The sequence below is a fragment of the Burkholderia territorii genome, assembly GCF_001718335.1.
Classification (GTDB): domain Bacteria; phylum Pseudomonadota; class Gammaproteobacteria; order Burkholderiales; family Burkholderiaceae; genus Burkholderia; species Burkholderia territorii.
In genome coordinates, this window is sequence record NZ_CP013366.1 from 1,796,197 (window position 1) to 1,820,709 (window position 24,513).

Sequence of the window (24,513 nt, forward strand, 5' to 3'; positions counted from 1 at the left end):
CTGCTTACCGGAACGATTGCCATGCAAATACTCGTCGATGCCGACGCGTGTCCGGCCGTCATCAAGGACATGCTGTTTCGCGCCGCGCGTCGTGCCGAGATCTGCGTGACGCTCGTCGCGAACCAGTTCCTGCGCACGCCGCCGTCGCCGTTCATCAAGGCGGTGCAGGTGCCGGCCGGCTTCGACGTGGCCGATGCGCGCATCGTCGAGCTCGCGCAAGCCGGCGATCTCGTGATCACCGCCGACATCCCGCTGGCCGCCGCCGTGCTCGACAAGGGCGCGCATGCGCTCGACCCGCGCGGCAACTGGTTCAGCCGCGAGAACATCGAGGAACGGCTGTCGACGCGCGCGATGATGGAACAACTGCGCAGCGCGGGCATCGATACGGGAGGGCCTGCCCCGTTCAGCGCGCGCGACGGCAAGGCGTTCGCGTCGCAATTCGATCGGTTCCTGGCACGCCACGGCAAACCGTGACACCGGGCATCGGTCTTGCGATACGTCACCGGTTTCGCGTCGAAACGTCGGCTACGGCAGAATACGGATTCGCCCCGACATCGATATCGTGGCGCGAACGCTTCATCGGAGAGCATGCATGTCACCGACCCAACTTCTCGTTCCGACCTTCACGCAGATGCTGCGCGCGCAGTCCGCGTGGCCCGACAAGGCCGCCGCGCACGGGCAGGCCGACGGCAACGCGCCCGATGCGTTGCTGACGCTGAAGCTCGCGCCCGATATGTATCCGCTTGCCGCCCAGGTGCGGTTTTCGTGTTTCCAGGCGATGGAACCGGTCTATCGGCTGCGCGCCGAGCCGCTGCCGGACGCGCTGCTGGCGTTGCGGGAAGCCGGCTGGCATGCCGACGCGCAGCCCGGCACGCTGAGCGACGCGCAGGCGATCGTCGCCGGCACGATCGCCTTTCTCGGCGAACTCGCGCCCGACGCGCTCGATGGCGGCGCCGCGCTGCCGATCGCGCTCGAACTGCCGAACGGCACCGCGTTCGACATGACGGGCGAGCAATACGTGCGCGACTGGGCGCTGCCGCAGTTCTACTTTCACGCGATCGCCGCGTACGCGATCCTGCGGCATCACGGCGTCGAGCTCGGCAAGGCCGACTACGTGCCGCACATGCTGGCCTACGTGCGGCCCGGCACGATTCCTCGGGGTTGAACGGTTGAGCGGGCGTTCCGGCCGCCATGCGCCGGCATGACACGGGCGCTGTTCATCTGCAGCCGCAACCGGCTGCGCAGCCCGACGGCCGAGGCGGTGTTCGCCGCGTGGCCGGGTGTCGAAGCCGACTCCGCGGGCCTCGCGCCCGATGCGAACACGCGTTTGTCCGCCGAGCAACTCGAGTGGGCCGAGATCGTGTTCGTGATGGAGCGCACACACAAGGCGAAGCTTCTGGCTAGATACAGCACTCGGCTGAAGCACAAGAAGATCGTCTGTCTCGACATTCCGGACCGCTACGCGTACATGCAGCCGGAATTGATCGCCTTGCTCGAGCGTAAGGCCGGTCCGTGGCTGCGCGCGTGACCGGTCCGGGTCGGATCAGCGTGAGCGCGGCGGCCCGTCCGCCAGCGCGGAAAAGCGGTCGAGGTGCAGCAGTTCGATGATCTTGCGGGTCGGCACGCTCGCGCGCAGCGTCTCGAGCCGTTCGACGTCGAACCACTTGCAACGCGCGATCTCGTTGCTCGCGCGCGGCGTCAGGTGTCGCGGCACGTCGGCCACGAACACGTGATGAAGCTTCGTGAGTCCGCCGAACTGCACCGCATAGTCGAGCGCGAGCCCCTCCAGTCGCGTTTCCTCCGCCAGCTCCCGCTGCGCGGCCTCGAGCGGCGTCTCGCCGCGCCTGATCGTGCCGCCCGGCAGCGACCAGCGCGCGGCGGTACGGGCGACCAGCAGCACGCTGCTGCGCTGGCGGCACACGATCGTGGCGCGTTCCTTGATGCTGACGACGGTATCCGGCCCGGTATTCATGTTCGGCAAAACAAATGCTGAGTCGTGGAGGGAAATGCGCGTTCACCGGGGCTGCCGGCCTGTCGACCGATCGTCGGGCACGGCGGCATGCAGGCCGCCGCGCCGATCTTACCGGGCGTTCGTGACAGTTCCGTGCGTTGCCGCGCGCAACGCGCACCGCATCACGCGTGCGTGTACAGCCCCGCGCGCGCCGGTTTTCCGGAACGGCCGTGGCGCCGCTTGTGGATCGCACGCCGGTGCTGATGCGGTGGCGGTGTCACGTGCGGGCGCGCGGGTGCGGGTCGTGCCGTCGGCGCGGCAGCCCGCGGCTGCGATTGTCCCTCGCCAAAATGGAAGGTCTGGGTTTGCGCGCGGGCGACACCCAGCGTCGACACCAGCACGATGACCGCGAGCAGCATGTGTTTCATGAAAGATCCGCCTTTTTCGGATGAGCGCCTTCCGCCAGCTTAGCGAACCGCGGCCGGGCGCCGCAACCGGCCTGCGTTCGGTGTCCTCCCCACTTGCCGGCGGCCGCATTCCCGGCAGGATGGGCGGGCAGGGCCGTGGCCCGCGGTGCCGCTGCTTCGGCGGCCGTTCGCCGCGATGCCCGACGGCATCCGGGAACGGCCGCCGCGCGTCACGCGCCGATGCGTCGCGACGTCACGACTTCACCCACACGCCGCCCGCGCTCGGGTTATCGCCCTGCGTCCACCATTTCGCGCAGTATTTCGCGCCCTGGTACGTGACGCACGTGCCGCCCTGATACGCGGTCGTTGCCGACCACACGGGCGTGCCGCCGCCGACCGGCTTCCACACCGCCGCCTGGCCGGGCACGTCGCCCTGCGTCCACCATTGCGCCTGGTACGTCGTCCCCTGGTAAGTCACCGTTGCGCCTGCCGTATAGACCTGGCCGGCCGACCAGGGCGCGCCCGGTTGCGGCGTGCCGCCGCTCGAGCCGCCGCCGTAGTTCGGGTCCTGCGTGACGCCCGCCCCCCATTTGCCGTCGAGCTTGCGGAAGATCGACGCGAACGCGTACGGCTGCTGCGCGACACCGGAGCAGGTCGGCGCGACATACGCGCCGTTGTTCGGGCACGGCTGATCGCGGCCGACCGACCAGTTGCCGAAGAATCCGTAACCGTTGCCGACCGCCGCATTCAATACGCTCTGCGCATTCGCGAGCGTGAAGGTTTCGCCCTGTACGTCGTTCATCCCGATCATCGGCGTGACGCCCACCATCTGCCACAGTTGCGTGCCCGTTTTCGGCTGGCCCGCCGACTTGAACGCCGTATCGAGTTGCGTATAGAGCGCCTGCGCGGCGCTGATCGCGGCCGCGCCCATGTCGATGTTCGCGGGGCCGTAATCCATCGTCATCAGGTTCACGGCGTCGAACGCGACCTTGTTCGAGATTGCCGCGTTGACGACGTTCACGCCATCCTGCGTGAGCCCGGTCGGCATCGTCGGCAGCGTCAGCGTGACGTGCAGCGGCTTGCCCTTCGCCGCGTAGTCGGACTGCAGTTGCGCGACGGCCTGGAAGTTGCGGGCAATCGCGGCGCTGTCCTGCTGCGATGCGCCTTCGATGTCGAAATCGACATGCGTGAGGCCGTAGGTATCGATCACGGTCTGGTAGGCCGTCTTCAGCGCGGGGACGCTCGAGCATGCCTGCATCAGCGGCGTGCCGTTCGCGCCACCGAACGAGACGGCGACTTCGCCGCCTTTCGCGCGATAACTCGCGATCGACGTCGACAGCGATGCGAGCAGGTCGCCGCTCGCGCCGTTTCCGATCGGCTGCACGCCGCCCCAGGATGGCGCGCAGCCGCTGCCCGCGACCACGAACGCCAGCGTGAACTGCTGGATGCCTTGCTGGATGCCGATCCGGTCGACGAGCGGCGTCGGGTAGAGCGTCACGTCGACGAACGGCGCATACACGCCGGCGCCGTGGGACACGCTCGCCATGGCGAGCAGGCAGCCCGCGGCGAGCGCGCGCGGGTTGAATCGCGGCAACACGTTGTTGTTCATTGTGTTCTCCAAGTGGAAGAGGGATACGCTGGCCTGCGTATCGCCGCCTCGCGGGCGATCGGGTATGCCCGCCTGGCGGCGTGCTCATCTTGGAGGATTCGCGCCGAATCGTGAATACTTAGGTGTTCTTTTCGTTATTCGATTCCCGATACGTAACGATCTTGCCGATTCGATCGCATATCGAAACGCGAGGCGGCAGATTTTTCCGCTTGCGTGACGCGTGTGGTCTGTCAGGGCGATGAAGCGATGCGCACTGAAGCGGTCCACCATGTCGATGGACCGCTTCCGGCGAACGGGCCACGCCGGGCCGGCCCGCGCGGCACGCGAATAGCGGGAGACGCGCCTTCAGCGATACCAGCGCGGCGTGTAGACCCACTCACGCCCGTCGCCGATCGCGAAACGCCGCGTCGTCGACGAGCCGACGATCACCATCGTGCGCATGTCCACCTGATCGCTGCGCAGCGCGCCGAGCGTCGTCGTCGCGAGCGTCGCGCCGGGCCGGCCGATATCGCGGCCGAGCACGACGATGGTGTCTGCCGCTCGATACGCGCGCACCGCGTCGAGCGCACGGTCGAGCTGCCACGGCCGGGCACGCGAAATCGGGTTGTAGAACGCCATCACGAGATCGGCTTGCGCCGCGTGCCGCAGGCGTGTCTCGATCACGTTCCACGGCTTCAGGTTGTCCGACAGCGAGATCGCGCAGAAATCGTGACCGAGCGGCGCGCCGGCCTGCGCGGCGGTTGCGAGCGATGCCGATACGCCGGGTTCGATACGCAGTTCGACCGCGGCCCATCGCGGGTCGCGCGCTTCGTCGAGCGCTTCGAGCACGGCCGCGGCCATCGCGAACACCCCGGGATCCCCCGACGACACGACCGCGACGTGCCGGCCTTCGGCCGCGAGTTCGAACGCATGGCGCGCGCGCTGCATTTCCTCGCGATTGTCCGTGCCGTGCACGCGCTGGTTCGCGCGGAACGGGCCGGCCATCGTCACGTAGGTCGTGTAGCCGAGGATGTCGGTGGCTTGCGCGAGCGCGGTGCGGGCGGCGGGCGTGAGCCACGCCGCATCGCCCGGGCCGAGGCCGAGCACCGTCAGGCGGCCGCGTGCACGGCCGAGCGACGCCGGGTCGACGGGCTGCGCCGCCACCGCGCACGCGAGGCCGTCGGATACTGCGCGCAGCGTGTGCGCAACGCGCAGCGTAGCGCCCAGCAGGGCAGCGGCATCGACATCCCGGTCGCCGGCGACATCGCCGCCGACATCGGCGAAGCGCAGCGGCACGCCCAGCGTCCGTGCCGCCGCTTCGACGCGCGCATCGCCCTGCAACGTAACCGATGCGACGAGTGCGGCAAGCGCCAGTCGAGCGAGACCGTGCATCTCGAGCAGCGCGTCGATACGCTCGGCAAGCGACGGCGACGCATCGGCCCGCACGCCGTGCGCGTCGATGCCGACCACCACGCTACGCGGGTGGATCACGAGTTCGTCGCGCGCGCCGCGCCATGCATCGGGCGTCACGCGGATCGCATGCGCGGCCGCATCGTCGCGCGGCAACGCGACGTCGTCGAGCCACGGCGCCGCGCCGTCGATGCGCGTGGCCGCGCCCGCGAGCAGGTCGGACACGAAACGCTTGCCTTGCTGGAGATCGGCGAGCGCATAGCCGTCGGGCGGGTTGAGCACGCACGCGCCGAAGCGCAGCTCGCCGCTCGTCGTGATCGCCGGTGCGACGCCGAGGCATTCGGCGATTTCGCGCGCGATCAGGTTGACGCCGGTCAGCCCGCCGAGCAGCGGCACGACGGCCGAGCCGTCTTCCGCGACCGCGAGCACGGGCGGCTCGATGCCCTTGTCGGCCAGCGCCGGCGCGACGCAACGGATCACGATGCCGGCCGCGCACAGCGCGACGATCGGCAGGCCGCGCGCGTACAGTTCACGCAGGTGCGCGCCGAGTTCGTCGAACGGCACGTCGGCCTCCACGCGCGACGCGAGCCCGTGCACCGAGGCGCCCGGATAGCGCGCCTGGATGCGCCGCGCGGTATCGAGCGCGCCCGCGCCGAGAATCACGATCGCGGGCGGAGTCGTCATCCTTGCCATTTTTCCCCCGGCACGACCAGCAATGAGAAGTACGGCGACGCCATCGGATCGACTTCGTCGAGCGGCACGATGCGCTGCGCCGCCATCGTCGCGCGCTCGACGTACAGCGCGCGCTTCGCGAGCCCGAGCTCGTCGAGCACGCGGCGCACCTTGTCGAAATTGCGGCCCAGCTTCATCACGACGGCCGCGTCGGCCTGCGCGAGCCGCGTGCGCAATTCGTCCTCCGGCAGCACGCCGGACAGAACCGACAGGCTCTGGTTGCGATAGACGAGCGGCTGGCCGAGCACGGCGGTGCCGCCGAGCATCGCGCACACGCCCGGGATCACCTCGGTGTCGTAGCGCGGCGCGAGGCGATCGTGCAGATACATGTACGACCCGTAGAAGAACGGATCGCCTTCGCAGATCACCGCGACGTCGCGCCCGGCGTCGAGATGTGACGCGACGATTTCGGCGGCCGTATCGTAGAAATCGGCGATCACGGTCTCGTAGCAGAGCGGCGGCGGCAGCGCCTCGGTCGTCACCGGATAGACGAGCGGCAGTTGCGTCTGTGCATCGAGCAGGTGCGCCTCGACGATTCCGTACGCATTGCCCTTCTTGCCCTTCGCGACGAAATACGCGACCACCGGCGCCGCCTGCAGTACGCGCAGCGCCTTGATCGTCATCAGTTCGGGGTCGCCGGGGCCGACGCCGACGCCGAACAGGCGTCCGCGCGGGGCCGTCATTCCGCCTCCGTCGCGAGTGCGTTGACGGCGGCCGCGGCCATCGCGCTGCCGCCGCGCCGGCCGAGCAGCGCGACGTACGGCACGCCGCGACTGTCGGCGTCGAGCGCCGCCTTGGATTCGGCCGCGCCGATGAAGCCGACCGGAAAACCGAGGATCAGCGCGGGGCGCGGCGCACCTGCGTCGATCATGTCGAGCAGGTGGAACAGCGCGGTCGGCGCGTTGCCGATCACGACGACGCTGCCGGCCAGATGCGGGCGCCACAGTTCGAGCGCCGCGGCCGAGCGCGTGTTGCCGAGATGCCGGGCGAGGTCGGGCACTTCCGGTTCGCCGAGCGTGCAGATCACGCGATTGCCGGCCGGCAGCCGCGCGCGCGTGATGCCTTCGGCGACCATCCGCGCGTCGCAGAGGATCGGCGCGCCGGCCGCGAGCGCCGCGCGGCCCGCCGCGCCCGCGCCGGCCGAGAAGCGCAGGTCGTAGGCAACATCGACCATCCCGCACGCGTGGATCACGCGCACCGCGAGCTTCTCGAGATCGGGCGGAACGTGCGACAGGTCGGCCTCGGCGCGGATCGTCGCGAACGACTGGCGGTAGATTTCCTGCCCGTCGCGAATGTAGTCAAGCATCGGTGGTGTCCTGGCTGTGCCGCGCGCCCGCCAGTCGGGCCGCGGCCTGGTCAATCGTCAGATGGCGCGCGAGCGGGGCGCCGAGGCCCGCGGCGGCGTCGCGCCGGTAAAGGTCGTAGCGTGCCGGCGCGACCGCGACGAGCGTGTGCGCGGCGGGGTGCGGCAGCGCGCAGTGGCGCTCGCAGCCGGTCAGGTGCACGTCGACCGGATGGCCGATACGTGCGGCCAGCGCGAGCGCATCGTGTTTCGTATCGGCGCGCGACTTCGCGCAGCCTGCGCTGCCGGTGCAGGCGACCAGCGCCGCCAGCGGGTCGGAGGTCGAGCACACGAGGCCGAGCGCCGCGAGCGCGTCGAGCACGGCGCGCGTGCGCTCGTGCCGCACGCCGTGCACGAACACGCCTTGCCACGGGGTCATCGACAGCGTGCCGTCGCCGTGTGCTTCGGCGAGTGCCGCGAGCCGTTCGAGCTGGATTGCGTCGAGCCGGCCGAGCACGAACTGCGCGCCGACGCTGCAGCGATCCGCATCGCGCGACGGCCGTACGCCGAAACGCAGCGCCGCGTCCGCATGCTTGCGCCGCCAGCCGGACAAGCCCGGATCGGCCTCGAGCGGGAAGGGCGCGTAATGCTGCGCGCGCTCGCGCAGCGCGCGTGCGGCGCCGGCTGCGAGCAACGCACGCATGCGCGTGACATCGGCCGGTGCGAGATCGAGGAACGCGAGCAGCAGCGCGCGAACGAGCGCGACGGTCTGGTCGGGCGCGACGTCGAACCAGGCGGGCGGATCGCCGGGCGCGACCGGCGGGCAGCCGGCGAGGCCCGCGGCGATGCGGATTGCGCCGTCTTCGCGGCGTCGCGCGGCAAGCCAGATGTCGTGCGGATGATCGAGCGCCGCGACCGATTCGCCGCCATCGAGCTGGATCGAGAACTTCGGCGACACCTCGCCGCGACGCGGCTCGTGCGTGAGCATGTCGAGCAACGGCAGCGCGAGCGCGCGGCTGTCGACGAGTGCGTCGGGATCGCGCCCCGCGAGCGGGCTGAGCATCAGGTTGCGGATATCGTCGCTGGCGGCGAGCGCGGCCCGGTCGTCGGCGGCATCGCCCGTGCTCGCGTGCGGGCCCAGGCCCGCGGCGAGCAATGCGTCGGCCAGCGTCTCGGCCGCGCCGTCGCGAATGCCGCGCAGTTGCAGATTCGCGCGATTGGTCGCGTCGATCGCGCCCGAGCCGCAGGCGCGGGCCGCGTCGGCAATTGCACGCGCCTGCCGTGCGTCGAGCCGGCCGCCGGGCAGCTTGATCCGGCACAGCCCGCCGTCGGCGGCCGCGACGATGCGCACGAGCCCCGGGCAAGCCGACGGGCGCACGACGGGCGACGACGCAGGAATGGAATCGGGGGCGGAGCTCAACGGGATACCGGGGACAGTGTCGCGCCGCGGCCAACGCATCGGTACACCCCGCCCGACGCCGACTGGCACGCACGCACTTTCATGCCGGCAGGTCTCCTGGCTGACAGGTCGGCGCCGGCTCCCGGCCTTCCCGGTGAAACCAGTGGCACGAGGGGGAGATCGGCTCGCTGTCTACAGTTGCGGGGGCAGCCACAGCGGCGCGGTGCGCGCCCTGTGTTCCCTCTTCGGCCCCGAAGGGCACCGGCGAACGAACGGCCGTAGCATACCCGATTTCACCGGCGCTTCGCGACCGCCGAACGGGCACCGCGGCCGAAGCGCTACGCGGCCGGGCATCGGCGGCCCCGCAGATGAAACGCGTGGAGGAACACGGTACCATGCCGACTTTCGCAATGCGGACGGCCGCACCGGCGCTTTCACGGCCGCCGTGCGCCGACTCGATGGAACCGGACGATGGGGAAGGGTGCATGACGGCGTGGCTGACGGTAGTGGGCATCGGCGACGACGGCTACGCGGGGCTCGGACGCAGCGCGCGGCGCGCGCTGCTCGAGGCGACGCGTGTCGTCGGCGCGAAGCGGCACCTCGACATGCTGCCCGCACGGCTGCGGGCCGAACGCGCAGCATGGCCTTCGCCGTTCGACGTGTCGGGCCTGCTCGCGCGGCGCGGTTCGCCCGTCTGCGTGCTGGCAAGCGGCGACCCGATGCTGTTCGGCGTCGGCGCGACTCTCGTGCGTGAACTATCGCCCGACGAATGGCGCGTGCTGCCCGCGCCGTCGTCGCTGTCGCTCGCGGCCGCGCGGCTCGGCTGGGCGTTGCAGGACGTCGGTGCGGTGTCGCTCGTCGGCCGGCCGCTCGCGACGCTCGCGCGTCATCTGCTGCCGGGCCGGCGCCTGTTCGTGCTGAGCGCCGACGGCCGCACGCCGGCCACGGTCGCCGCCGAACTCGCCGCGCGCGGCTTCGGCCCGACGCGCATCAGCGTGTTCGAACACCTCGGCGGCCCGCTGGAGCGGCGCATCGACGGCCTCGCGCAGGACTGGAACATCGACGAAACCGCCGCGCTCAATCTCGTTGCGCTCGATTGCCAGGCCGGCCCCGACGCGCCACGCCGCGCACTCACGCCCGGCCTGCCCGACGACGCATACCGCCACGACGGCCAGCTCACCAAACGCGACATGCGCGCGCTGACGCTCGGACGCCTCGCGCCCGCGCCCGGCGAACTGCTGTGGGACGTCGGCGCGGGCAGCGGCTCGATCGGCATCGAGTGGATGCGCGCGCATCCGTCATGCCAGGCGATCGCGATCGAATCGCATGCGGAGCGGCAGCGCTTCATCGAGCACAACCGCGACGCGCTCGGCGTGCCGGCGCTGCAACTCGTCGCGGGGCACGCGCCCGAGGCGCTCGCCGGGCTCGCGACGCCCGACGCGATCTTCATAGGTGGCGGTGCAACCGCGCCCGGCGTGCTCGACGCGTGCTGGTCGGCGCTGAAGCCTGGCGGACGGCTCGTCGCGAACGCCGTCACGTTGCAGGGCGAGCTCGCGCTCGCCGCGTGGCGCGACCTGCACGGCGGCACGCTCACGCGCGTGTCGCTCGCGCACGCCGAGCCGCTCGGCCGCTTCGACACGTGGCGGCAGCCGCTGCCCGTCACGCTGTACGACGTGCACAAGCCGCATGCCACGGCAACCGGCCTCGCGGCCTGCGCATGATGCGAGACGAAACGCCCGAACAACCTGCACCGCTGCGCTTCGGCTATACGACCGGCAGCTGCGCGACCGCGACGTCGCTTGCGGCCGCGCGCCTGCTGCTCGCGGGCGTCGCGGCCGACGCGGTCGAGATCGTGCTGCCGAAGGGACAGCGCGTGATGATGCGGCTCGCGTTCTGCCGGACGACGGCTGACGGCGCGGAAGCCGGCACGATCAAGGATGCCGGCGACGATCCGGACGTCACGCACGGCGCGCTCGTCTTTGCGCGCGTGGCGCTCGCGGCGATGCCCGGCGTGCGCTTTCACGCGGGGCCCGGTGTCGGCACCGTCACGCGCGCCGGACTCACGCTGCCGGTCGGCGAACCGGCGATCAATCCGGTGCCGCGCCAGATGATGACCACGCACCTCGACGCGCTCGCGGCCGAATTCGGCTACGCGGGCGGCTTCGACGTGACGATCGGCGTCGAAGGTGGCGAGGCGCTCGCGTTGAAGACGATGAACCCGCGTCTGGGCATCGTCGGCGGATTGTCGATCCTCGGCACGACCGGCATCGTGCGGCCGTTCTCGTGCTCGGCGTACATCGCGTCGATCCACCAGGGCATCGACGTCGCGCGCGCGAACGGGATTTCGCACATCGCCGCATGCACCGGCAACGCGAGCGAGGATGCGATGCGCGCGCACTACGGCCTGCCCGACATGGCGCTGATCGAAATGGGCGATTTCGCCGGCGCGGTGCTCAAGCATCTGCGCCGCGCGCCGGTCGCCCGCCTGTCGATGTGCGGCGGCTTCGGCAAGCTGAGCAAGCTCGCGGCAGGCCATCTCGACCTGCACAGCCGCCATTCGAGCATCGACCTGCCGCTGCTTGCGCAGTGGGCGGCCGAGGCGGGCGCGAGCGCGGCGCTGCAGGCCGCGATGCGCGCGGCGAATACCAGCCAGGAAGCGCTGAAGCTCGCGCAGCACGACGGCGTGCCGCTTGGCGACATCGTCTGCACGCATGCGCTGCGCGTCGCGCGCGACATCGTACCGTCGTCGGTCGCGGTCGAAATGTTCGCGATCGACCGGCAGGGCGGCTTCGTCGGGAGCGCACGATGAGCGCGCGCATCCTGCTGCTCGGCGGCACCGCAGACGCGCTGAAGATCGCACGCGCGCTCGGCCCGCGGCACGTCTACAGCCTCGCGGGCCTCGGCAAGGTGCCCGACGACTTGCGCTGCGAAGTGCGCGTCGGCGGCTTCGGCGGAGCGGCGGGGCTCGCCGCGTATCTGCGTAGCGCCGGCATCGGCCTCGTGATCGATGCGACACATCCGTATGCCGCGCGAATCAGCGCGAATGCGGCGGCCGCCGCGCGCGACGCGGGCGTGCCGCTGTGGGCGCTGCGTCGCGCGCCGTGGGCGCCGCAGCCCGGCGATGACTGGCGCATGGTCGACGACTGGGCCGGCATCGAGGCCGCGCTCGCGCCGTTCCGGCGGCCGCTGTTCACGCTCGGCCGCGAACCGTTCGCGCATCTCGACGAGATCCCGCCGCACCAGTTCTGGCTGGTGCGCTGCCTCGACGCGCATCCCGGCAACGCGCGCGCGCAGATCATCGCCGCGCGCGGGCCGTTCACGCTCGACGGCGAGCGCGCACTGTTCGCGCTCGCCGGCATCGACGTCGTCGTCAGCAAGAACAGCGGCGGCGCCGCGACCGAGGCAAAGCTCGACGTCGCGCGCGAACGCAGGCTGCCGGTCGTGATGCTGCGCCGGCCGACGTTGCCCGACGTCGATCGCGCGTTCGATTCGACCGCCGCGCTGCTCGATGCGCTCGACCCGGCCGCGCGCGCGTGATGGCGCGCGAGCCGCTGCCCAATGAATTGACGGAGATTTTTCGATGACGGTGTATTTCATCGGCGCGGGCCCCGGCGACCCCGAGCTGATCACGGTGAAGGGCCAGCGTCTCGTGCGCACGTGCCCGGTGATCCTGTACGCGGGTTCGCTCGTGCCGCCCGCCGTGCTCGACGGCCATCGCGCGGAGCAGGTCGTCAACACGGCCGAGCTCGACCTCGACGCGATCGTCGCGCTGCTCGCCGATGCGCATGCGAAAGGCCAGGACGTCGCGCGCGTGCATTCAGGCGATCCGTCGCTGTACGGCGCGATCGGCGAACAGATTCGCCGACTGAAAGCCCTCGGGATTCCCTATGAAATCGTGCCGGGGGTGACGGCCACGGCTGCTTGCGCGGCAACGCTCGGCGTCGAGCTGACGCTGCCCGGTATCGCGCAGACGGTGATCCTCACGCGCTTCGCCGGCAAGACGACCATGCCGGAAGGCGAAGCGCTCGGCGCGCTGGCCGCGCATCGCGCAACGCTCGCGATCCATCTTGGCGTGCGGCATCTCGCGAGAATCGTCGACGAAGTGCTGCCGCACTACGGGGCCGCATGCCCGGTCGCGGTGATCTACCGTGCGAGCTGGCCCGACGAGGAGCGCGTGACCGGCACGCTGGCCGACATCGTGGACAAGGTGCAGGGCACGCGGATCGAGCGCACCGCGCTGATCCTGATCGGCCGCGTGCTCGATGCAGAAGGATTCGCGGATTCGACGCTGTATGCGAGCGCGAGCTGAGCGCGCGTACACGGAAAACGCAATGCACGTGGCGTTTCGAGGCCTTGCTTGGGACGACGGATGGTGTCGTGAGCCGACCAGCCCGCCGGGCAACACCGTTGGCCGAACGGCTCCAACCGTGACATCGGGCGTGACTGGGCAACACCGGAGCACCACGCGCCGGCCGCGACCCGGTCAACGCCTCGCCGCCTTTACGCACCGCGTCTGACCGGCTCTACGCGCGCGCCACGTGCCGCGCAAACCGCGGCGCGAACCCCGCCGCCAGCACGAACAGCACGACGCACAGGCAGGCCATCGCGACCCACGCGGGCGACAGATCGGCCAGGCGCTGGCGCACGATGCCCGCCGCGAACGGAAACAGCCCCGCGATCAGATAGCCGATGCCCTGCACGAACCCGGTCAACGACGCCGCTTCGGCCGGCGTCGCCGCATGGTCGACGGTGACGATCAGCGACAACGGAAACAGCGCGCCAATACCGGCACCCAGCAGCAGCGCGGCCGGCAACGCCAGAGCCTGCGGTGCGGCCAGCATCACCAGCAGCCCCGCGAGCAGCGACGCGATCGCTGCGTGCAGCGCCGGCCGGCGATCGGGCAGGCGGTCGATCGTCGCCGAGACCGCCAGCCCCGCGACGACTTCGGCAAGCGTCACGCCGCCGAGCAAGCCGCCGGCCGCGGTCGGCGACCAGCCGAGCCGCATGTAGTACGGCGGCAGCCATGCCAGCACGAGGGTGTAGGCGCCCGTCGCGATCCCGAAGAACATCGCGAGCCGCCACGCGCGCGGCGAGCGCGAAGGCCGCGCCTGCACCGTCGAGCCCGACGTCGGCCCGGACGCCAGCGCGTCGCCGCCACGGCTCGCCAGCGGCCACGCGAGCGCCGCGAGCGCGGCCGGCAGCGCCCAGCCCGCGAGCGCGACCAGCCAGCCCCAGCGGGCTGCGGCGAACGGCGCGACGACACTCGCGAGCACCGCACCACCCATGATCGCCGTCGAATAGACGCCCATCGCGCCGCCGATCCGCGTCGCGAAATGCGCCTTCACGAAGCCCGGCAGCAACGCCTGCACCATCGCGATCCCGACGCCCGCGCAGCAGGCGCTCGCGAGCAGCAGCCACGCGTGGCGCGCGCCGATGCGCGACGCGCAGGCGAAGCCGATCAGTGCGACGCCGAGCCACACGCCGCCCGCGATGCCCGTCATCCGTTGCAGCCGCCGCGCGTTCAGCGCGCCCACGCCCATCAGCAGGATCGGGATCGTGGTCAGCAGGCTCGCCGCGCCGTCGCCGATGCCGGTCGCGCGCTGGATCATGTCGAGCAGCGGACCGATCGCGGCCAGCGCCGGCCGCAGGTTCAGTCCGACCAGCACGATGGCGGCAAGCCGCCACCCGGGGGAAGTGAAGCGATTCATGGAACGGCCCTCGGTATCGGTGCGCGGCACCTCCGTCAGGGGTGGCGCGCGTTTTCATGTAAAGTATCTCGACATCAAGATAAATGCTGATTTATCTCGACGTCAAGATAACTGGTGAACCGAGGAGGGTTAATGGATCGAGCCGCGCATGCGCTCGCGCAATGGCGCGTCGAGCGTCCGGATCTGGATGCGTCGTCGATGCTCGTGATGGGCCGGCTGCAGGAGGCCGCGCTGGTGATCGCACGCGACGGTCTTAATCCGTTGTTCGCGCGCTACGGGATGCAGCCGGGCGAATTCGACGTGCTGGCGACGCTGCGGCGCAGCGGCGCGCCGTTCGCGCTGACGCCGACTGCGCTGTACGACGCGCTGATGATGTCGTCGGGCGGGATGACCGCGCGCATCGACCGGCTGCAGAAGGCCGGGTGGGTCGAGCGCCGGCCGAACCCGGCCGACGGCCGCGGCACGCTCGTCGCGTTGACCGACGCCGGCCGCGCGCTGATCGACGAGGCGGTGGTCGCGCACGTCGACAATCAGCGCGCGATGCTGGCCGCGCTGTCGGACGACGAGCAGGCGCAACTTTCGGCGTTGCTGGAAAAGCTGCTGGCGGGGTTGGGCAAAGCGGCATCGGCGCCGGCCGACAAATAGCGACGCCGAATCGTCACGTCGAACGAACGCGACGAACAAGAAACGAACCGCCTGAAGGAAGCGGGAGAATCGCCCGCCGCTCAACGCGGCGGGCCGGGCAGCGGGCGCCCCCGCGCCGCGCGTCTCAGTCGCGTGCCGGGATGTTGAGCCCGCGCGCGACGGCCGGACGCGCGACGAACGCGTCGAGCGCGCGCGCGACATGCTTGAATTCGCCGAAGCCGACCAGGTCGCCCGCTTCATAGAAGCCGACGAGGTTGCGCACCCACGGGAAGATCGCGATGTCGGCGATCGTGTACGTGTCGCCCATCATCCACGTGCGATTCGCGAGATGCGCGTCGAGCACGGCGAGCAGGCGCTTCGATTCCGCGACGTAGCGGTCGCGCGGACGCTTGTCCTCGTAATCGCGGCCCGCGAACTTGTGGAAGAAGCCGACCTGGCCGAACATCGGCCCGATGCCGCCCATCTGGAACATCACCCACTGGATCGTCTCGTAGCGGCCGGCGGGATCCTTCGGAATCAGCTGGCCCGTCTTGTCCGCGAGATAGATCAGGATCGCGCCGGATTCGAACAGCGGCAGCGGCCGGCCGTCGGGGCCGTTCGGATCGATGATCGCCGGGATCTTGTTGTTCGGGTTCAGCGACAGGAATTCGGGCGACAGCTGGTCATTGGTGTCGAAGCGCACGAGGTGCGGCTCGTACGGCAGGCCGGTTTCCTCGAGCATGATCGACACCTTGACGCCGTTGGGCGTCGGCAGCGAGTACAACTGCAGACGGTCGGGATGCCGGGCAGGCCATTTTTTCGTGATCGGGAAGGCGGACAGATCGGGCATGGAGGTTCGCTCGTCAATGTGGAGGATCCGCGCTCCGTCGTCCTGCCGCGCGTCGCCCGGCGCCGCCGACACCGCGGCAGGAACGGGACGAACACGTCGACAGGCGCGCGGAGCGCACCGAAAACGCCCACTGTAGCCGATCCCCGCAATCGCTGCAGACGGCGGCCGCGCGCCCGCTGCGCCGCTGCGCCGCTGCGTCGCCGTGTCGTCAGAAGTTGTGCCGCAGCCCGAGCATCGCGGCGGTCGTGCCGACGCCGGGCGCGACCGGCTGCCCGTACACGAGCATCTGGTCCATCGTGCCGCGGTTGTTCACGTGGCCGACCTGCGCATACACCATCGTCCGCTTCGACAGGCTGTAGTCGGCGGTGAGGACGACGGCCGTCGACCGGTTCTCGGCGCGGTTGCGGTCCTTCAGGTAGTACACGGCCGACGCGATCTGCAGCGCCGGCGTGAAGCGATAGCCGATGCCGGCTGACAGCATGTCGAGGTTCACCTTGTCCGCATGCGACGGATTGCGGCCGTTGCCGTACGACGCCGACACCGAGAAGTCGCGGATCGTGTATTTCGCGCCGACGTACACGAAGCGGTTGTTGTCGACGCCGGTCGGCGCGACACCCGGCGCCGGGTTCGTGTCGTGGCCGTTGTAGTAGACGGCCGACGCATTGAGCCCGTAGTTCGAATACCGCAGCACGACCGACTCGCGCGTGCCGCCCTGGAACTGCCCGGCGACGCCGCCGGGCGCGTATTCGAGCGCGATCGACGCGCCCGCGAACGTCGGCGACTGATAGACGAGCGCGTTGCTGTCGTACAGCGCGCCAATCGCGCCGTTGGTGCTCGTGCCCGGCCAGCCGGCCGCGGTGTTCAGGCCGAGCCACGCGGTCAGCACGCTGCCGAAGAACTGCGCGTTGCGCACGTCGGTGTCGGCCATCGCATAGATCATCGGCACGATCTGGCGGCCGGCCGTGAACGTGCCGAACGGCCCCGACACGCCGAGCGACGCGACCTGGTTGAAGATCGCCGCGGCGCCCGGCGTGTCGCTCAGCTGCATCTTGCCGGTGCCGCTGTCGAACGAACCCTGCAGCTTGAAGTTGACCTTGTAGCCGCCGCCCAGGTCCTCGCTGCCCTTGATGCCCCAGAAACTCGAATAGATGCCGCCGTCCTTCATCCGGAACACCTTGCCGGTGTTCGGCGCGCTCGGGCTGAACGATGCAGCCGACGTGCTCTGGTACAACAGGCCCGTATCGACCACGCCGTACAGCGTGACGGAGGATTGCGCGTGCGCGAGCGCCGAACAGCCGGCAAGCGCCGCGAGCGCGGCCAGTTTCGTCTTCATCGAAGTCTCCAGGATCGTAATGGACCGCACGGGATCGAGCCCGGGCGGGTGAAGCGGGGGAAGCAGCGGGCAGGCAGGAAGGCGCGATGCGACGCCGGGGCGAGCCGTGCGGAAAGGTTACGCAACGGCGCGCGGCCGCTCCCCCCCAAGCGCGGGGGGCAGGGTTGCGGAGAATCGAACGGGGAGCGAAGACGAGGTCGACGTCAACGGCACGCGCAACGCCGCTACGGATGCGCGCAGGCAGCGGTCACGGCGCGCTTTCGAGCAGCCCGAGCACGAGCGCGCGACGCACCGCGTGCTTGCGCGAGCTGGCGTCGAGCTTGCCGAACAGGTTCTTCAGGTGCCACTTCACGGTTTCCTCGCCCACGGCGAGCGCCACCGCGATTTCCTTGTTCGACAGGTTGCGCGCGAGCAGTTCGAGAATCGCGCGTTCCTTGGGCGTCAGCACGACGCTCGGCACCGCGCGCGGGCTGGCCGGGTTGCGCGGCGCGGGCGGCACGATGCGCGGCTGCGGCTGCGCGGGCCGCACGGCGCCGTCGCCCGCGGGTGCCTCGTCGCCGATGCGGCGCGCCCAGTCGGCGACGGCCGGATGCGCGTCGGCGAGCGTGCGCATGAGGCCGAACATGTCGGCCAGGTTGATCGCCTCGTCGAGCAGCGCCCGGCCGCCGTGCCGGGACTGTTCGAGCGCGAACGCGCTGAGCGCCATGATCTCGATGCGCTCGCGTCCCATGCTCATCTCGCGTGCCAGCACCGCTGCCTCGTCGAGCGCCGCGCATGCATCGTCCCAGCGGCGCGCGGCAAGCGCGGCGCCCGCGTGCGCCGTCGCCTGCAGCAGCACGACGGGGCGCCGCCACAGCGGCCCGTGCGACGGAAACTCGGCCGCGGCGATCGCATCGATCCGCTCGACCAGCGCATGGCAGGTCGCCTCGCGATAGCGCGCCGCATGAATGCGCACCTGCTCGGCGAGACTCGCGACCGACAGGCGCGGCAGCCGGCGCGCGACACCCATCGCGTCGAGCGCCTCGAGCAGGTCGATCGCGCGATGCTCGACGCCGCGCAGCAGCGCGATGCGCGCGGCCGTCCGGTAGCCGAGCAGCACGGTGTCCGGCGTGCCCGCGTGCTCGAGCACGTCGAGCCGGTTCGCGAGCAGCGCGGCGGCCTGGTCGACGCGGTCGGCCTCGTAGGCGATCGCCGCGCACATCGCCGCGAGCATGCAGGTCAGCGGATGGCGGCGCCCGAGGTCGGTTTCCGCGCGGGCGAGCGCGGGCGACAACGCGTCGTCCGCGAGCCGGATCTGGCCTTCGCGCAGATAGCTCAGGCCCGTGATCAGTTCGCCCCAGCGCGCGACGTAGCCGAATCCGGCCGCCGTCTCGCCGCGCGGCGCCGCCTGCTGGAAGCGGCGTGCCTGCGCCGGTTCGCCGACGATGATCGCGCGCGCCGCCAGACGGTTCGCGTGCATCTGCGCGAGCCATGTCGCCGCGGGCGGCGTAAAGCCGGCCCACGGTTCGAACAGCTCGACGAATCGGTCGATTTCATCCGCGTAATAGGCCGCCGCGCTGAGGATCAGCGCGCATTCGTAGCGCATCGCGGCCGGCGTGCCGGGCTCGGCGAGGATGCCGGCGATCTGTCGCTGCGCCTCGACATGGCGCTCGCCGAGCGCCAGCGCCCACGCGACCGCGATCCGCAGCGTCGGACGCTTGTCGAGCTCGGCATCGGGCAGCAGCGCGAGCCAGTCGAGCACGTCGTTGATGCGGCCCTGCTTGATCGCGTCCTCCAGGCAGCGCTGCGCCAGCGCGTAGGCCGTGTCGAACTGGCCGGCCGCGTACGCGTGGCGCGCGGCTTCTTCCGTCATCCCGTGCGCGTCGAGCCACGCGGCCGCGCGTGCGTGCAGCGCGCTGCGCTCGGCGTCCGGGCGCGCCGCGAGGCGGTCGCGCAACGTATCGCGCACGAGCGGGTGCAGCCGGCACCAGTCGGAATCGTCGGATGCGATGAACAGCGGCGTGTCGCGCGCGAGCCGCGCGAGCGTGGCGGGGGCGCTCGCGTCGTCGAGCAAGGCGGCGCACAGCGACGGATGCAGGCGGTCGGCGACGCTCGTGCGCGTGAGGAACGCGGTGTCGTCGGCCGACAGGTTCGCGAGCAGCAGCTCGACGAGCCGGTCGCGGGTGCCGTCCATCCGCGCGGCGAGTGCATCGACGGCCTGCCGCGGATCGGCCGAGCGCGCCATCGCGGCCATCGCGAGCTGCAGCCCGAGCGGCCAGCCGTCGACGCGCTCGAACAGCCGCGCGCATGCGTCGGCGTCGACTCGCTGCGCGAAGCGCGCGCCGACCAGCGCGATCGTCTCGTCGAGCGTGAAGCGCAGCCAGTCGGGGCCCGCGAGCGTGCACTGGCCGCCGGCGAGCAGATCGCCGGCCGCGTGATCGAGGCCGCGCCGGGCCGCGACGACCACGCGCAGGTTCTGCGGCGCGTTGTGCAGCACGTAGGTCAGCGCGTCGAGGCCGGCGGGCGGCAAGCGCTCCGCATCGTCGACGATCAGCAGCGCGTCGAGCGACAGTTGCGCGACTTCGGCCAGCCAGGCGGTCATGCCTTCCAGCGCGCGGGCGGCGCCATCCGGAATCAGGCGCCCGAAGCCGGGCCGCGCGCACCCGGTGCGCACCGCCTGCACGAGCCCCTGCAGCAGGCGCGGTGCGTCGTCGCGCTCGTCGGCGGACAGCCATACGACCGCGCTGCCGAGCGCCAGGGATTCGCGGCGCCATTGCGCGAGCAGCGAGGTCTTGCCGTAGCCGGCCGGCGCCTGCACGAGCGTGACGGGCCGCGCGTCGAACGCCGGCGCGGCGAGGCTCAGCCGCGCACGCGCGAGCAACTGCGCCGGCACGCGCGGCGCGGTCGTCTTCAGCACGAGTTCGGTGGGGGGCGCGTCGGCGCGATCGGGTGGGTGGGCCATCGGGGCAGCAGTCGGAGTCCGGCGATGCCGTGCTGGCCAGCGTCCGGGATGAGCGTGGGGGACAGGATCGGCCGAACCACGTTCGCGCGTCAATCCCCCCCGCGACGAGTGGGGCAGCACCGCCACCCGGTCGATAGCATGGGTTCCGATGCGTGACGAACGCAATCGACGAATGCCACGAGGAGGAACCATGAACATCGTATCGACCGGCGCGCGACGCAGCGCACCGCGTGCCGGATAAACGGAGCGGCGCGATGTATCGCCATCTGCTCGTGACGGTCGACGGCGCGCCCGGCGGCATCGACGCGATCGGCCATGCGCTCGAACTGGCGCGTGCGGTCGGCGCGCGGGTCACGTTCGTGCTGTCCGACGCCGCGCCGAACTCGCGTTTATCCGGAGCGCGGACGCCGGAACACGGTGCGAAAGTGGAAGCCGCCGCACGGGCGCAGGGCCTGTCCCATGCGATCGCGGGGGCCGGCCATCCGGGGGCCGGCCATCCGGGGGCAGGCCAACCGGGGGCAGGCCAACCGGGGGCGAACGAGACGTCGCCCGCCAAGCTCGCCGGCGAGCTCGGCTGCGACCTGATCGGCGTCGCGGCGCTGCCGCACGATGCCGATGCCGCCGTGGCCGCGCAACGGCGCTCGTTGCTGGCGACGAGTCGTGTGCCGGTGCTCGTGTGCCCGGCGCGGCGTGCACCGGCCGAGGCACGCGTGATGGCGCGCTGTCTCGCGGCGCACCGCGCGCTCGGCGAGCGGCTGCAGGCGCTGACGATGGCAAGCAAGGACCCGGACGCGGCAACGCGGCCGACCGCCGACGCGGGCGGTGCGCTGGCGGTGCTGGCGTCGCTCGCCGCGCTGCAGAACGCGCGCTTCGGCGCGTCCGCCGAGGCCCGCCTGTGCGCCGCGTTGCGCATGCGGGCGGAGAGCGCCGTGGCCGAACTGGACGAACTCGAGCGCCAGCGGCGCCGCGATGCGCATGCGCTCGACGCGCTGGCGCGGCTCGCCGCCGACGGATTGCCGTCGGGCGCATTCGATGCCGCGCTCGCCGCGTATGCGCGCAGCGCGTTCGAGCAGATGGGACGCATGGAAGGCGTGATTTTCCCGGCCGCGCGGCGCTACTTGAGCGACGCCGACTGGAACGAACTGGATACGTCCGCGGCGAGCGGCGCAGATGCGGCGAAGCCGGACGCGGACGAATCCGACGATGCGCGACACGCATCCGACTGAATACTTACGGAGAACAAGATGGCACATGCAGTGCGATTCCACGAAACCGGCGGCCCCGACGTGCTGCGCTGGGAAGCGGTCGAAGTCGGCGAGCCGGGCGCCGGGCAGGTTCGCCTGCGGCACGAGGCCGTCGGCCTGAACTTCGCCGACACGTACTTCCGCAGCGGCCTGTACCCGGTGCCGCTGCCGGCCGGCATCGGCGTCGAGGCGGCCGGCGTGGTCGAGGCCGTCGGCCCCGGCGTGACGAACGTCGCCGTCGGCGACCGCGTGACCTACACCGGCTTCCTTAACACGCTCGGCGCGTACAGCACGGAACGGCTGATTCCGGCCGCGCCGCTCGTGAAGCTGCCGGCCGGCATCGCATGCGACACGGCCGCCGCGATGACGATGCGCGGACTGACGTCGGCGTACCTGCTGCGCCGCATCCACGACTTCGCGCCGGGCGACACGATCCTGCTGCATGCGGCCGCGGGCGGCGTCGGGCTCATCGTGTCGCAATGGGCGAAGCTGCTCGGGCTCACCGTGATCGGCACCGTGTCGAGCGAGCACAAGGCCGAGGTCGCCCGCGCGCACGGCTGCGACCATACGATCGACTACAGCCGCGAGGACGTCGCGAAGCGCGTGCGCGAACTGACGGACGGCGCGGGCGTCGACGTCGTGTTCGACAGTGTCGGCAAGGACACCTTCGAAGGCTCGCTCGATTCGCTGAAGCGGCGCGGGCTGATGGTCTGCGTCGGCACCGCGTCGGGCCCGATCCCGCCGTTCGACCCGCAGCGCCTCGCGATGAAGGGCTCGCTGTACCTGACGCGCCCGGCGCTGGCCGACTACATCGCCGATCCGGCCGAGAAGAACGATCTGGCCGGCGAACTGTTCGCGCACGTCGCGGCCGGCCGCATCCGGATCGAGATCAACCAGCGTTATGCGCTTCAGGACGCGGCGCAGGCGCACCGAGACCTGGAATCGCGCAAGACCACCGGCTCGTCGGTGTTCATCGTCTGAGGAGACGCGCATGCGAGTCGAACCCCTGACCTGTGCAATCGGCGCGGAGCTGCTGGACGTGAGCCTCGCCGACGCCGTGCACGACGACGGCCTGTTCGCCGAGATCCGCGCGCAGCTGCTGCGCCATCGCGTGTTGTTCCTGCGCGACCAGGACATCACGCGTGCCGAGCACGTCGCGTTCGCGCGCCGCTTCGGCGAGCTCGAGGATCATCCGGTCGCCGGCAGCGATCCCGAGCATCCCGGGCTCGTGCGGATCTACAAGTCGCCCGAGCAGCCGAACGACCGCTACGAGAACGCGTGGCACAGCGACGCGAGCTGGCGCGTGGCGCCGCCGCTCGGGTGCGTGCTGCGCTGTGTCGAAGGGCCGGCGGTCGGCGGCGACACGATGTGGGCGAACATGGTGCTCGCGTACGAGCAACTGCCGGAACACGTGAAGCAGCAGATCGCGGACTTGCGCGCGCGTCACAGCATCGAGGCGAGCTTCGGCGCCGCGATGCCGCTCGACAAGCGCCTTGCGTTGAAGGCGCAGTATCCGGACGCCGAGCATCCGGTCGTGCGCACGCATCCCGAAACGGGCGAAAAGGTGCTGTACGTGAACGCGTTCACGACGCATTTCACGAATTTCCACACGCCCGGGCGCGTGCGCTTCGGGCAGGACGCGAATCCCGGCGCCGGCCAGTTGCTGCAATACCTGATCAGCCAGGCGTACATCCCCGAATACCAGGTGCGCTGGCGCTGGAAGAAGAACAGCGTCGCGATCTGGGACAACCGCAGCACGCAGCATTACGCGGTGATGGACTATCCGCCGTGCGTGCGCAGGATGGAGCGCGCGGGCATCGTCGGCGACGTGCCGTTCTGAACGCGGCCGCGCCGTAACGCATTCGCAACAACGCACGACGCACCGGGCGAGCCGCCCGGCGCGACGGGAGACGCACGCCCGTACGCCCCGAACACAACGATTCCATCTGGAGGACGACATGCAATTTCTCGACGATTCGCTGCACCCGGAAAACCAGGACAAGGTGGTCATCACGGTCGCGCCGTACGGCCCCGAATGGATGCCCGCCGATTTTCCGGAAGACATTCCCGTGACGATGGACGAGCACGTGCAGAAGGCCGTCGACTGCTACAACGCGGGCGCGACGGTGCTGCACCTGCACGTGCGCGAGCTCGACGGCAAGGGCAGCAAGCGGCTGTCGAAATTCAACGAGCTGCTCGGCCGGCTGCGCGACGCCGTGCCCGACATGATCCTGCAGGTCGGCGGCTCGATCTCGTTCGCGCCGGAAGGCGACGGCGCGGAAGCGAAATGGCTGTCCGACGACACGCGCCACATGCTCGCCGAGCTGACGCCGAAGCCCGATCAGGTGACGGTGGCGATCAACACCGTGCAAATGAACATCACCGAGCTGATGAACCGCAAGGACATCGCCGGCACGTCGCTCAACGAGGCCGCGCTCTGGGACGCGTATCGCGAGATGACCGTGCCGGCCGGCCCCGGCTGGGTCGACGAACACCTGCGCCGGCTGCAGGCGGCCGGGATCCAGCCGCATTTCCAGCTCACCGGCATGCACGCGCTCGAGACGCTCGAGCGGATCATCCGCCGCGGCGTCTATCGCGGGCCGCTGAACGTCACGTGGGTCGGCATCGGCGGTGGCTTCGACGGCCCGAATCCGTACAACTTCATGGAGTTCATCCGGCGCTGCCCCGACGGCGCGTGCATCACGCTCGAATCGCTGATGAAGAACGTGCTGCCGATCAACACCGTCGCGATGGCGCTGGGATTGCATCCGCGCTGCGGGATCGAGGACACGATCATCGACCAGAAGGGCAACCGGATGACGTCGGTGCAGCAGGTCGAGCAGTGCGTGCGGATCGCCCGCGAACTCGGCCGCGACATCGCGACCGGCAAGGAGGCGAAGGCGATCTACCGGATCGGTGTGCAGTACGACGGCGTCGACGAAACGCTCGCGCGACTCGGGATGGCGCCGAACCGCCGGCCGGGCCAGTCGAACGTGCCGCTGCGCGCGGCCTGACGCACCGCGCATCCGGGCGGCATACAGGCG

The 24,513-nt window shown here is 70.7% G+C and carries 23 protein-coding genes and 1 riboswitch; of the genes, 12 read left to right on the forward strand and 11 right to left on the reverse strand.

Annotated elements, in window-relative coordinates:
• Nucleotides 1-21: 21 nt before the first annotated feature.
• The 3 genes from WS51_RS18850 (at nucleotide 22) to WS51_RS18860 (ending at nucleotide 1,528) form a co-directional block, all read left to right on the forward strand.
• Entirely contained in the window at nucleotides 22-474 is a 453-nt protein-coding gene (locus WS51_RS18850; protein WP_059502027.1) for a YaiI/YqxD family protein, read from the forward strand.
• 118 nt (nucleotides 475-592) lie between these two features.
• Nucleotides 593-1,165: a DUF1993 domain-containing protein gene (locus WS51_RS18855; RefSeq protein WP_069229636.1), complete on the forward strand. Its 573-nt coding sequence runs from the start codon at nucleotides 593-595 to the stop codon at nucleotides 1,163-1,165.
• A gap of 36 nt (nucleotides 1,166-1,201) precedes the next feature.
• Nucleotides 1,202-1,528: a low molecular weight protein tyrosine phosphatase family protein gene (locus tag WS51_RS18860; RefSeq protein WP_059868621.1), complete on the forward strand. Its 327-nt coding sequence runs from the start codon at nucleotides 1,202-1,204 to the stop codon at nucleotides 1,526-1,528.
• A gap of 15 nt (nucleotides 1,529-1,543) precedes the next feature.
• On the opposite strand, the gene WS51_RS18865 is transcribed toward WS51_RS18860, so the two are convergent.
• The 7 genes from WS51_RS18865 to cobG form a co-directional block, all read right to left on the reverse strand.
• Complete coding sequence (locus tag WS51_RS18865; RefSeq protein ID WP_059544660.1) at nucleotides 1,544-1,972, reverse strand: NUDIX hydrolase; 429 nt, start codon at nucleotides 1,970-1,972, stop codon at nucleotides 1,544-1,546.
• Between the two features lie 161 nt (nucleotides 1,973-2,133).
• Complete coding sequence (locus WS51_RS18870) at nucleotides 2,134-2,379, reverse strand: hypothetical protein (protein ID WP_059806492.1); 246 nt, start codon at nucleotides 2,377-2,379, stop codon at nucleotides 2,134-2,136.
• Between the two features lie 232 nt (nucleotides 2,380-2,611).
• A complete protein-coding gene (locus WS51_RS18875) occupies nucleotides 2,612-3,967 on the reverse strand; it encodes a chitinase (RefSeq protein WP_059449695.1) in 1,356 nt (451 codons plus the stop codon).
• A gap of 345 nt (nucleotides 3,968-4,312) precedes the next feature.
• Nucleotides 4,313-6,040, reverse strand: a complete 1,728-nt coding sequence (cobJ, locus tag WS51_RS18880; protein WP_069229637.1) for a precorrin-3B C(17)-methyltransferase — start codon at nucleotides 6,038-6,040, stop codon at nucleotides 4,313-4,315.
• Nucleotides 6,037-6,771, reverse strand: coding sequence for a precorrin-2 C(20)-methyltransferase (locus WS51_RS18885; RefSeq protein ID WP_059502040.1), 735 nt, complete (start codon nucleotides 6,769-6,771; stop codon nucleotides 6,037-6,039). Before WS51_RS18885 ends, cobJ begins: the two co-directional genes overlap by 4 nt.
• Nucleotides 6,768-7,394 (reverse strand): precorrin-8X methylmutase, encoded by a 627-nt coding sequence (locus tag WS51_RS18890; protein WP_059449698.1) that lies wholly within the window; start codon nucleotides 7,392-7,394, stop codon nucleotides 6,768-6,770. Before WS51_RS18890 ends, WS51_RS18885 begins: the two co-directional genes overlap by 4 nt.
• Entirely contained in the window at nucleotides 7,387-8,829 is a 1,443-nt protein-coding gene (gene cobG, locus WS51_RS18895) for a precorrin-3B synthase (RefSeq protein WP_418219693.1), read from the reverse strand. Before cobG ends, WS51_RS18890 begins: the two co-directional genes overlap by 8 nt.
• A gap of 30 nt (nucleotides 8,830-8,859) precedes the next feature.
• A riboswitch (cobalamin riboswitch) is annotated at nucleotides 8,860-9,050 on the reverse strand.
• A 204-nt stretch (nucleotides 9,051-9,254) separates the two neighbouring features.
• On the opposite strand from cobG, the gene WS51_RS18900 reads away from it, so the two are divergent.
• The 4 genes from WS51_RS18900 to cobM are packed head-to-tail and all read left to right on the forward strand — an operon-like array spanning nucleotide 9,255 to nucleotide 13,078.
• Nucleotides 9,255-10,490 carry a bifunctional cobalt-precorrin-7 (C(5))-methyltransferase/cobalt-precorrin-6B (C(15))-methyltransferase gene (locus tag WS51_RS18900; protein ID WP_069230010.1) on the forward strand — a complete coding sequence of 412 codons (1,236 nt, stop codon included), beginning with the start codon at nucleotides 9,255-9,257 and terminating at the stop codon, nucleotides 10,488-10,490.
• Nucleotides 10,490-11,578, forward strand: a complete 1,089-nt coding sequence (locus tag WS51_RS18905; protein ID WP_059449728.1) for a cobalt-precorrin-5B (C(1))-methyltransferase — start codon at nucleotides 10,490-10,492, stop codon at nucleotides 11,576-11,578. The genes WS51_RS18900 and WS51_RS18905 overlap by 1 nt, the downstream gene beginning before the upstream one ends.
• The gene (locus tag WS51_RS18910) at nucleotides 11,575-12,306 is read left to right on the forward strand and encodes a cobalt-precorrin-6A reductase (RefSeq protein ID WP_069229639.1); all 732 of its coding nucleotides are present in this window, start codon (nucleotides 11,575-11,577) and stop codon (nucleotides 12,304-12,306) included. The genes WS51_RS18905 and WS51_RS18910 overlap by 4 nt, the downstream gene beginning before the upstream one ends.
• 43 nt (nucleotides 12,307-12,349) lie before the next feature.
• Nucleotides 12,350-13,078 carry a precorrin-4 C(11)-methyltransferase gene (cobM, locus tag WS51_RS18915; protein ID WP_059502045.1) on the forward strand — a complete coding sequence of 243 codons (729 nt, stop codon included), beginning with the start codon at nucleotides 12,350-12,352 and terminating at the stop codon, nucleotides 13,076-13,078.
• 214 nt (nucleotides 13,079-13,292) lie between these two features.
• Here the strand turns inward: cobM and WS51_RS18920 are convergent, their stop codons facing one another.
• Nucleotides 13,293-14,477: an MFS transporter gene (locus WS51_RS18920; RefSeq protein ID WP_069229640.1), complete on the reverse strand. Its 1,185-nt coding sequence runs from the start codon at nucleotides 14,475-14,477 to the stop codon at nucleotides 13,293-13,295.
• Between the two features lie 132 nt (nucleotides 14,478-14,609).
• Here WS51_RS18920 and WS51_RS18925 point away from each other — a divergent pair, with 132 nt between their 5' ends.
• On the forward strand, nucleotides 14,610-15,122 hold the full coding sequence (locus WS51_RS18925; protein WP_059502047.1) for a MarR family winged helix-turn-helix transcriptional regulator: 513 nt from the start codon (nucleotides 14,610-14,612) through the stop codon (nucleotides 15,120-15,122).
• Between the two features lie 124 nt (nucleotides 15,123-15,246).
• On the opposite strand, the gene WS51_RS18930 is transcribed toward WS51_RS18925, so the two are convergent.
• The 3 genes from WS51_RS18930 to WS51_RS18940 all read right to left on the reverse strand — a co-directional run bounded on the left by WS51_RS18930 (nucleotide 15,247) and on the right by WS51_RS18940 (nucleotide 20,225).
• Entirely contained in the window at nucleotides 15,247-15,951 is a 705-nt protein-coding gene (locus WS51_RS18930; protein WP_059502050.1) for a glutathione S-transferase N-terminal domain-containing protein, read from the reverse strand.
• A 208-nt stretch (nucleotides 15,952-16,159) separates the two neighbouring features.
• A complete protein-coding gene (locus tag WS51_RS18935) occupies nucleotides 16,160-17,284 on the reverse strand; it encodes a porin (RefSeq protein ID WP_069229641.1) in 1,125 nt (374 codons plus the stop codon).
• A 247-nt stretch (nucleotides 17,285-17,531) separates the two neighbouring features.
• A complete protein-coding gene (locus tag WS51_RS18940; RefSeq protein WP_069229642.1) occupies nucleotides 17,532-20,225 on the reverse strand; it encodes a winged helix-turn-helix domain-containing protein in 2,694 nt (897 codons plus the stop codon).
• Between the two features lie 254 nt (nucleotides 20,226-20,479).
• On the opposite strand from WS51_RS18940, the gene WS51_RS18945 reads away from it, so the two are divergent.
• The 4 genes from WS51_RS18945 (at nucleotide 20,480) to WS51_RS18960 (ending at nucleotide 24,483) form a co-directional block, all read left to right on the forward strand.
• The gene (locus WS51_RS18945) at nucleotides 20,480-21,451 is read left to right on the forward strand and encodes a universal stress protein (protein ID WP_069230011.1); all 972 of its coding nucleotides are present in this window, start codon (nucleotides 20,480-20,482) and stop codon (nucleotides 21,449-21,451) included.
• Nucleotides 21,452-21,469: 18 nt separating this feature from the next.
• On the forward strand, nucleotides 21,470-22,450 hold the full coding sequence (locus WS51_RS18950; protein WP_059771017.1) for a quinone oxidoreductase family protein: 981 nt from the start codon (nucleotides 21,470-21,472) through the stop codon (nucleotides 22,448-22,450).
• A gap of 10 nt (nucleotides 22,451-22,460) precedes the next feature.
• Nucleotides 22,461-23,309, forward strand: coding sequence for a TauD/TfdA dioxygenase family protein (locus WS51_RS18955; protein WP_059449709.1), 849 nt, complete (start codon nucleotides 22,461-22,463; stop codon nucleotides 23,307-23,309).
• 118 nt (nucleotides 23,310-23,427) lie between these two features.
• A complete protein-coding gene (locus WS51_RS18960; protein ID WP_059449710.1) occupies nucleotides 23,428-24,483 on the forward strand; it encodes a beta-keto acid cleavage family enzyme in 1,056 nt (351 codons plus the stop codon).
• Nucleotides 24,484-24,513: the final 30 nt, after the last annotated feature.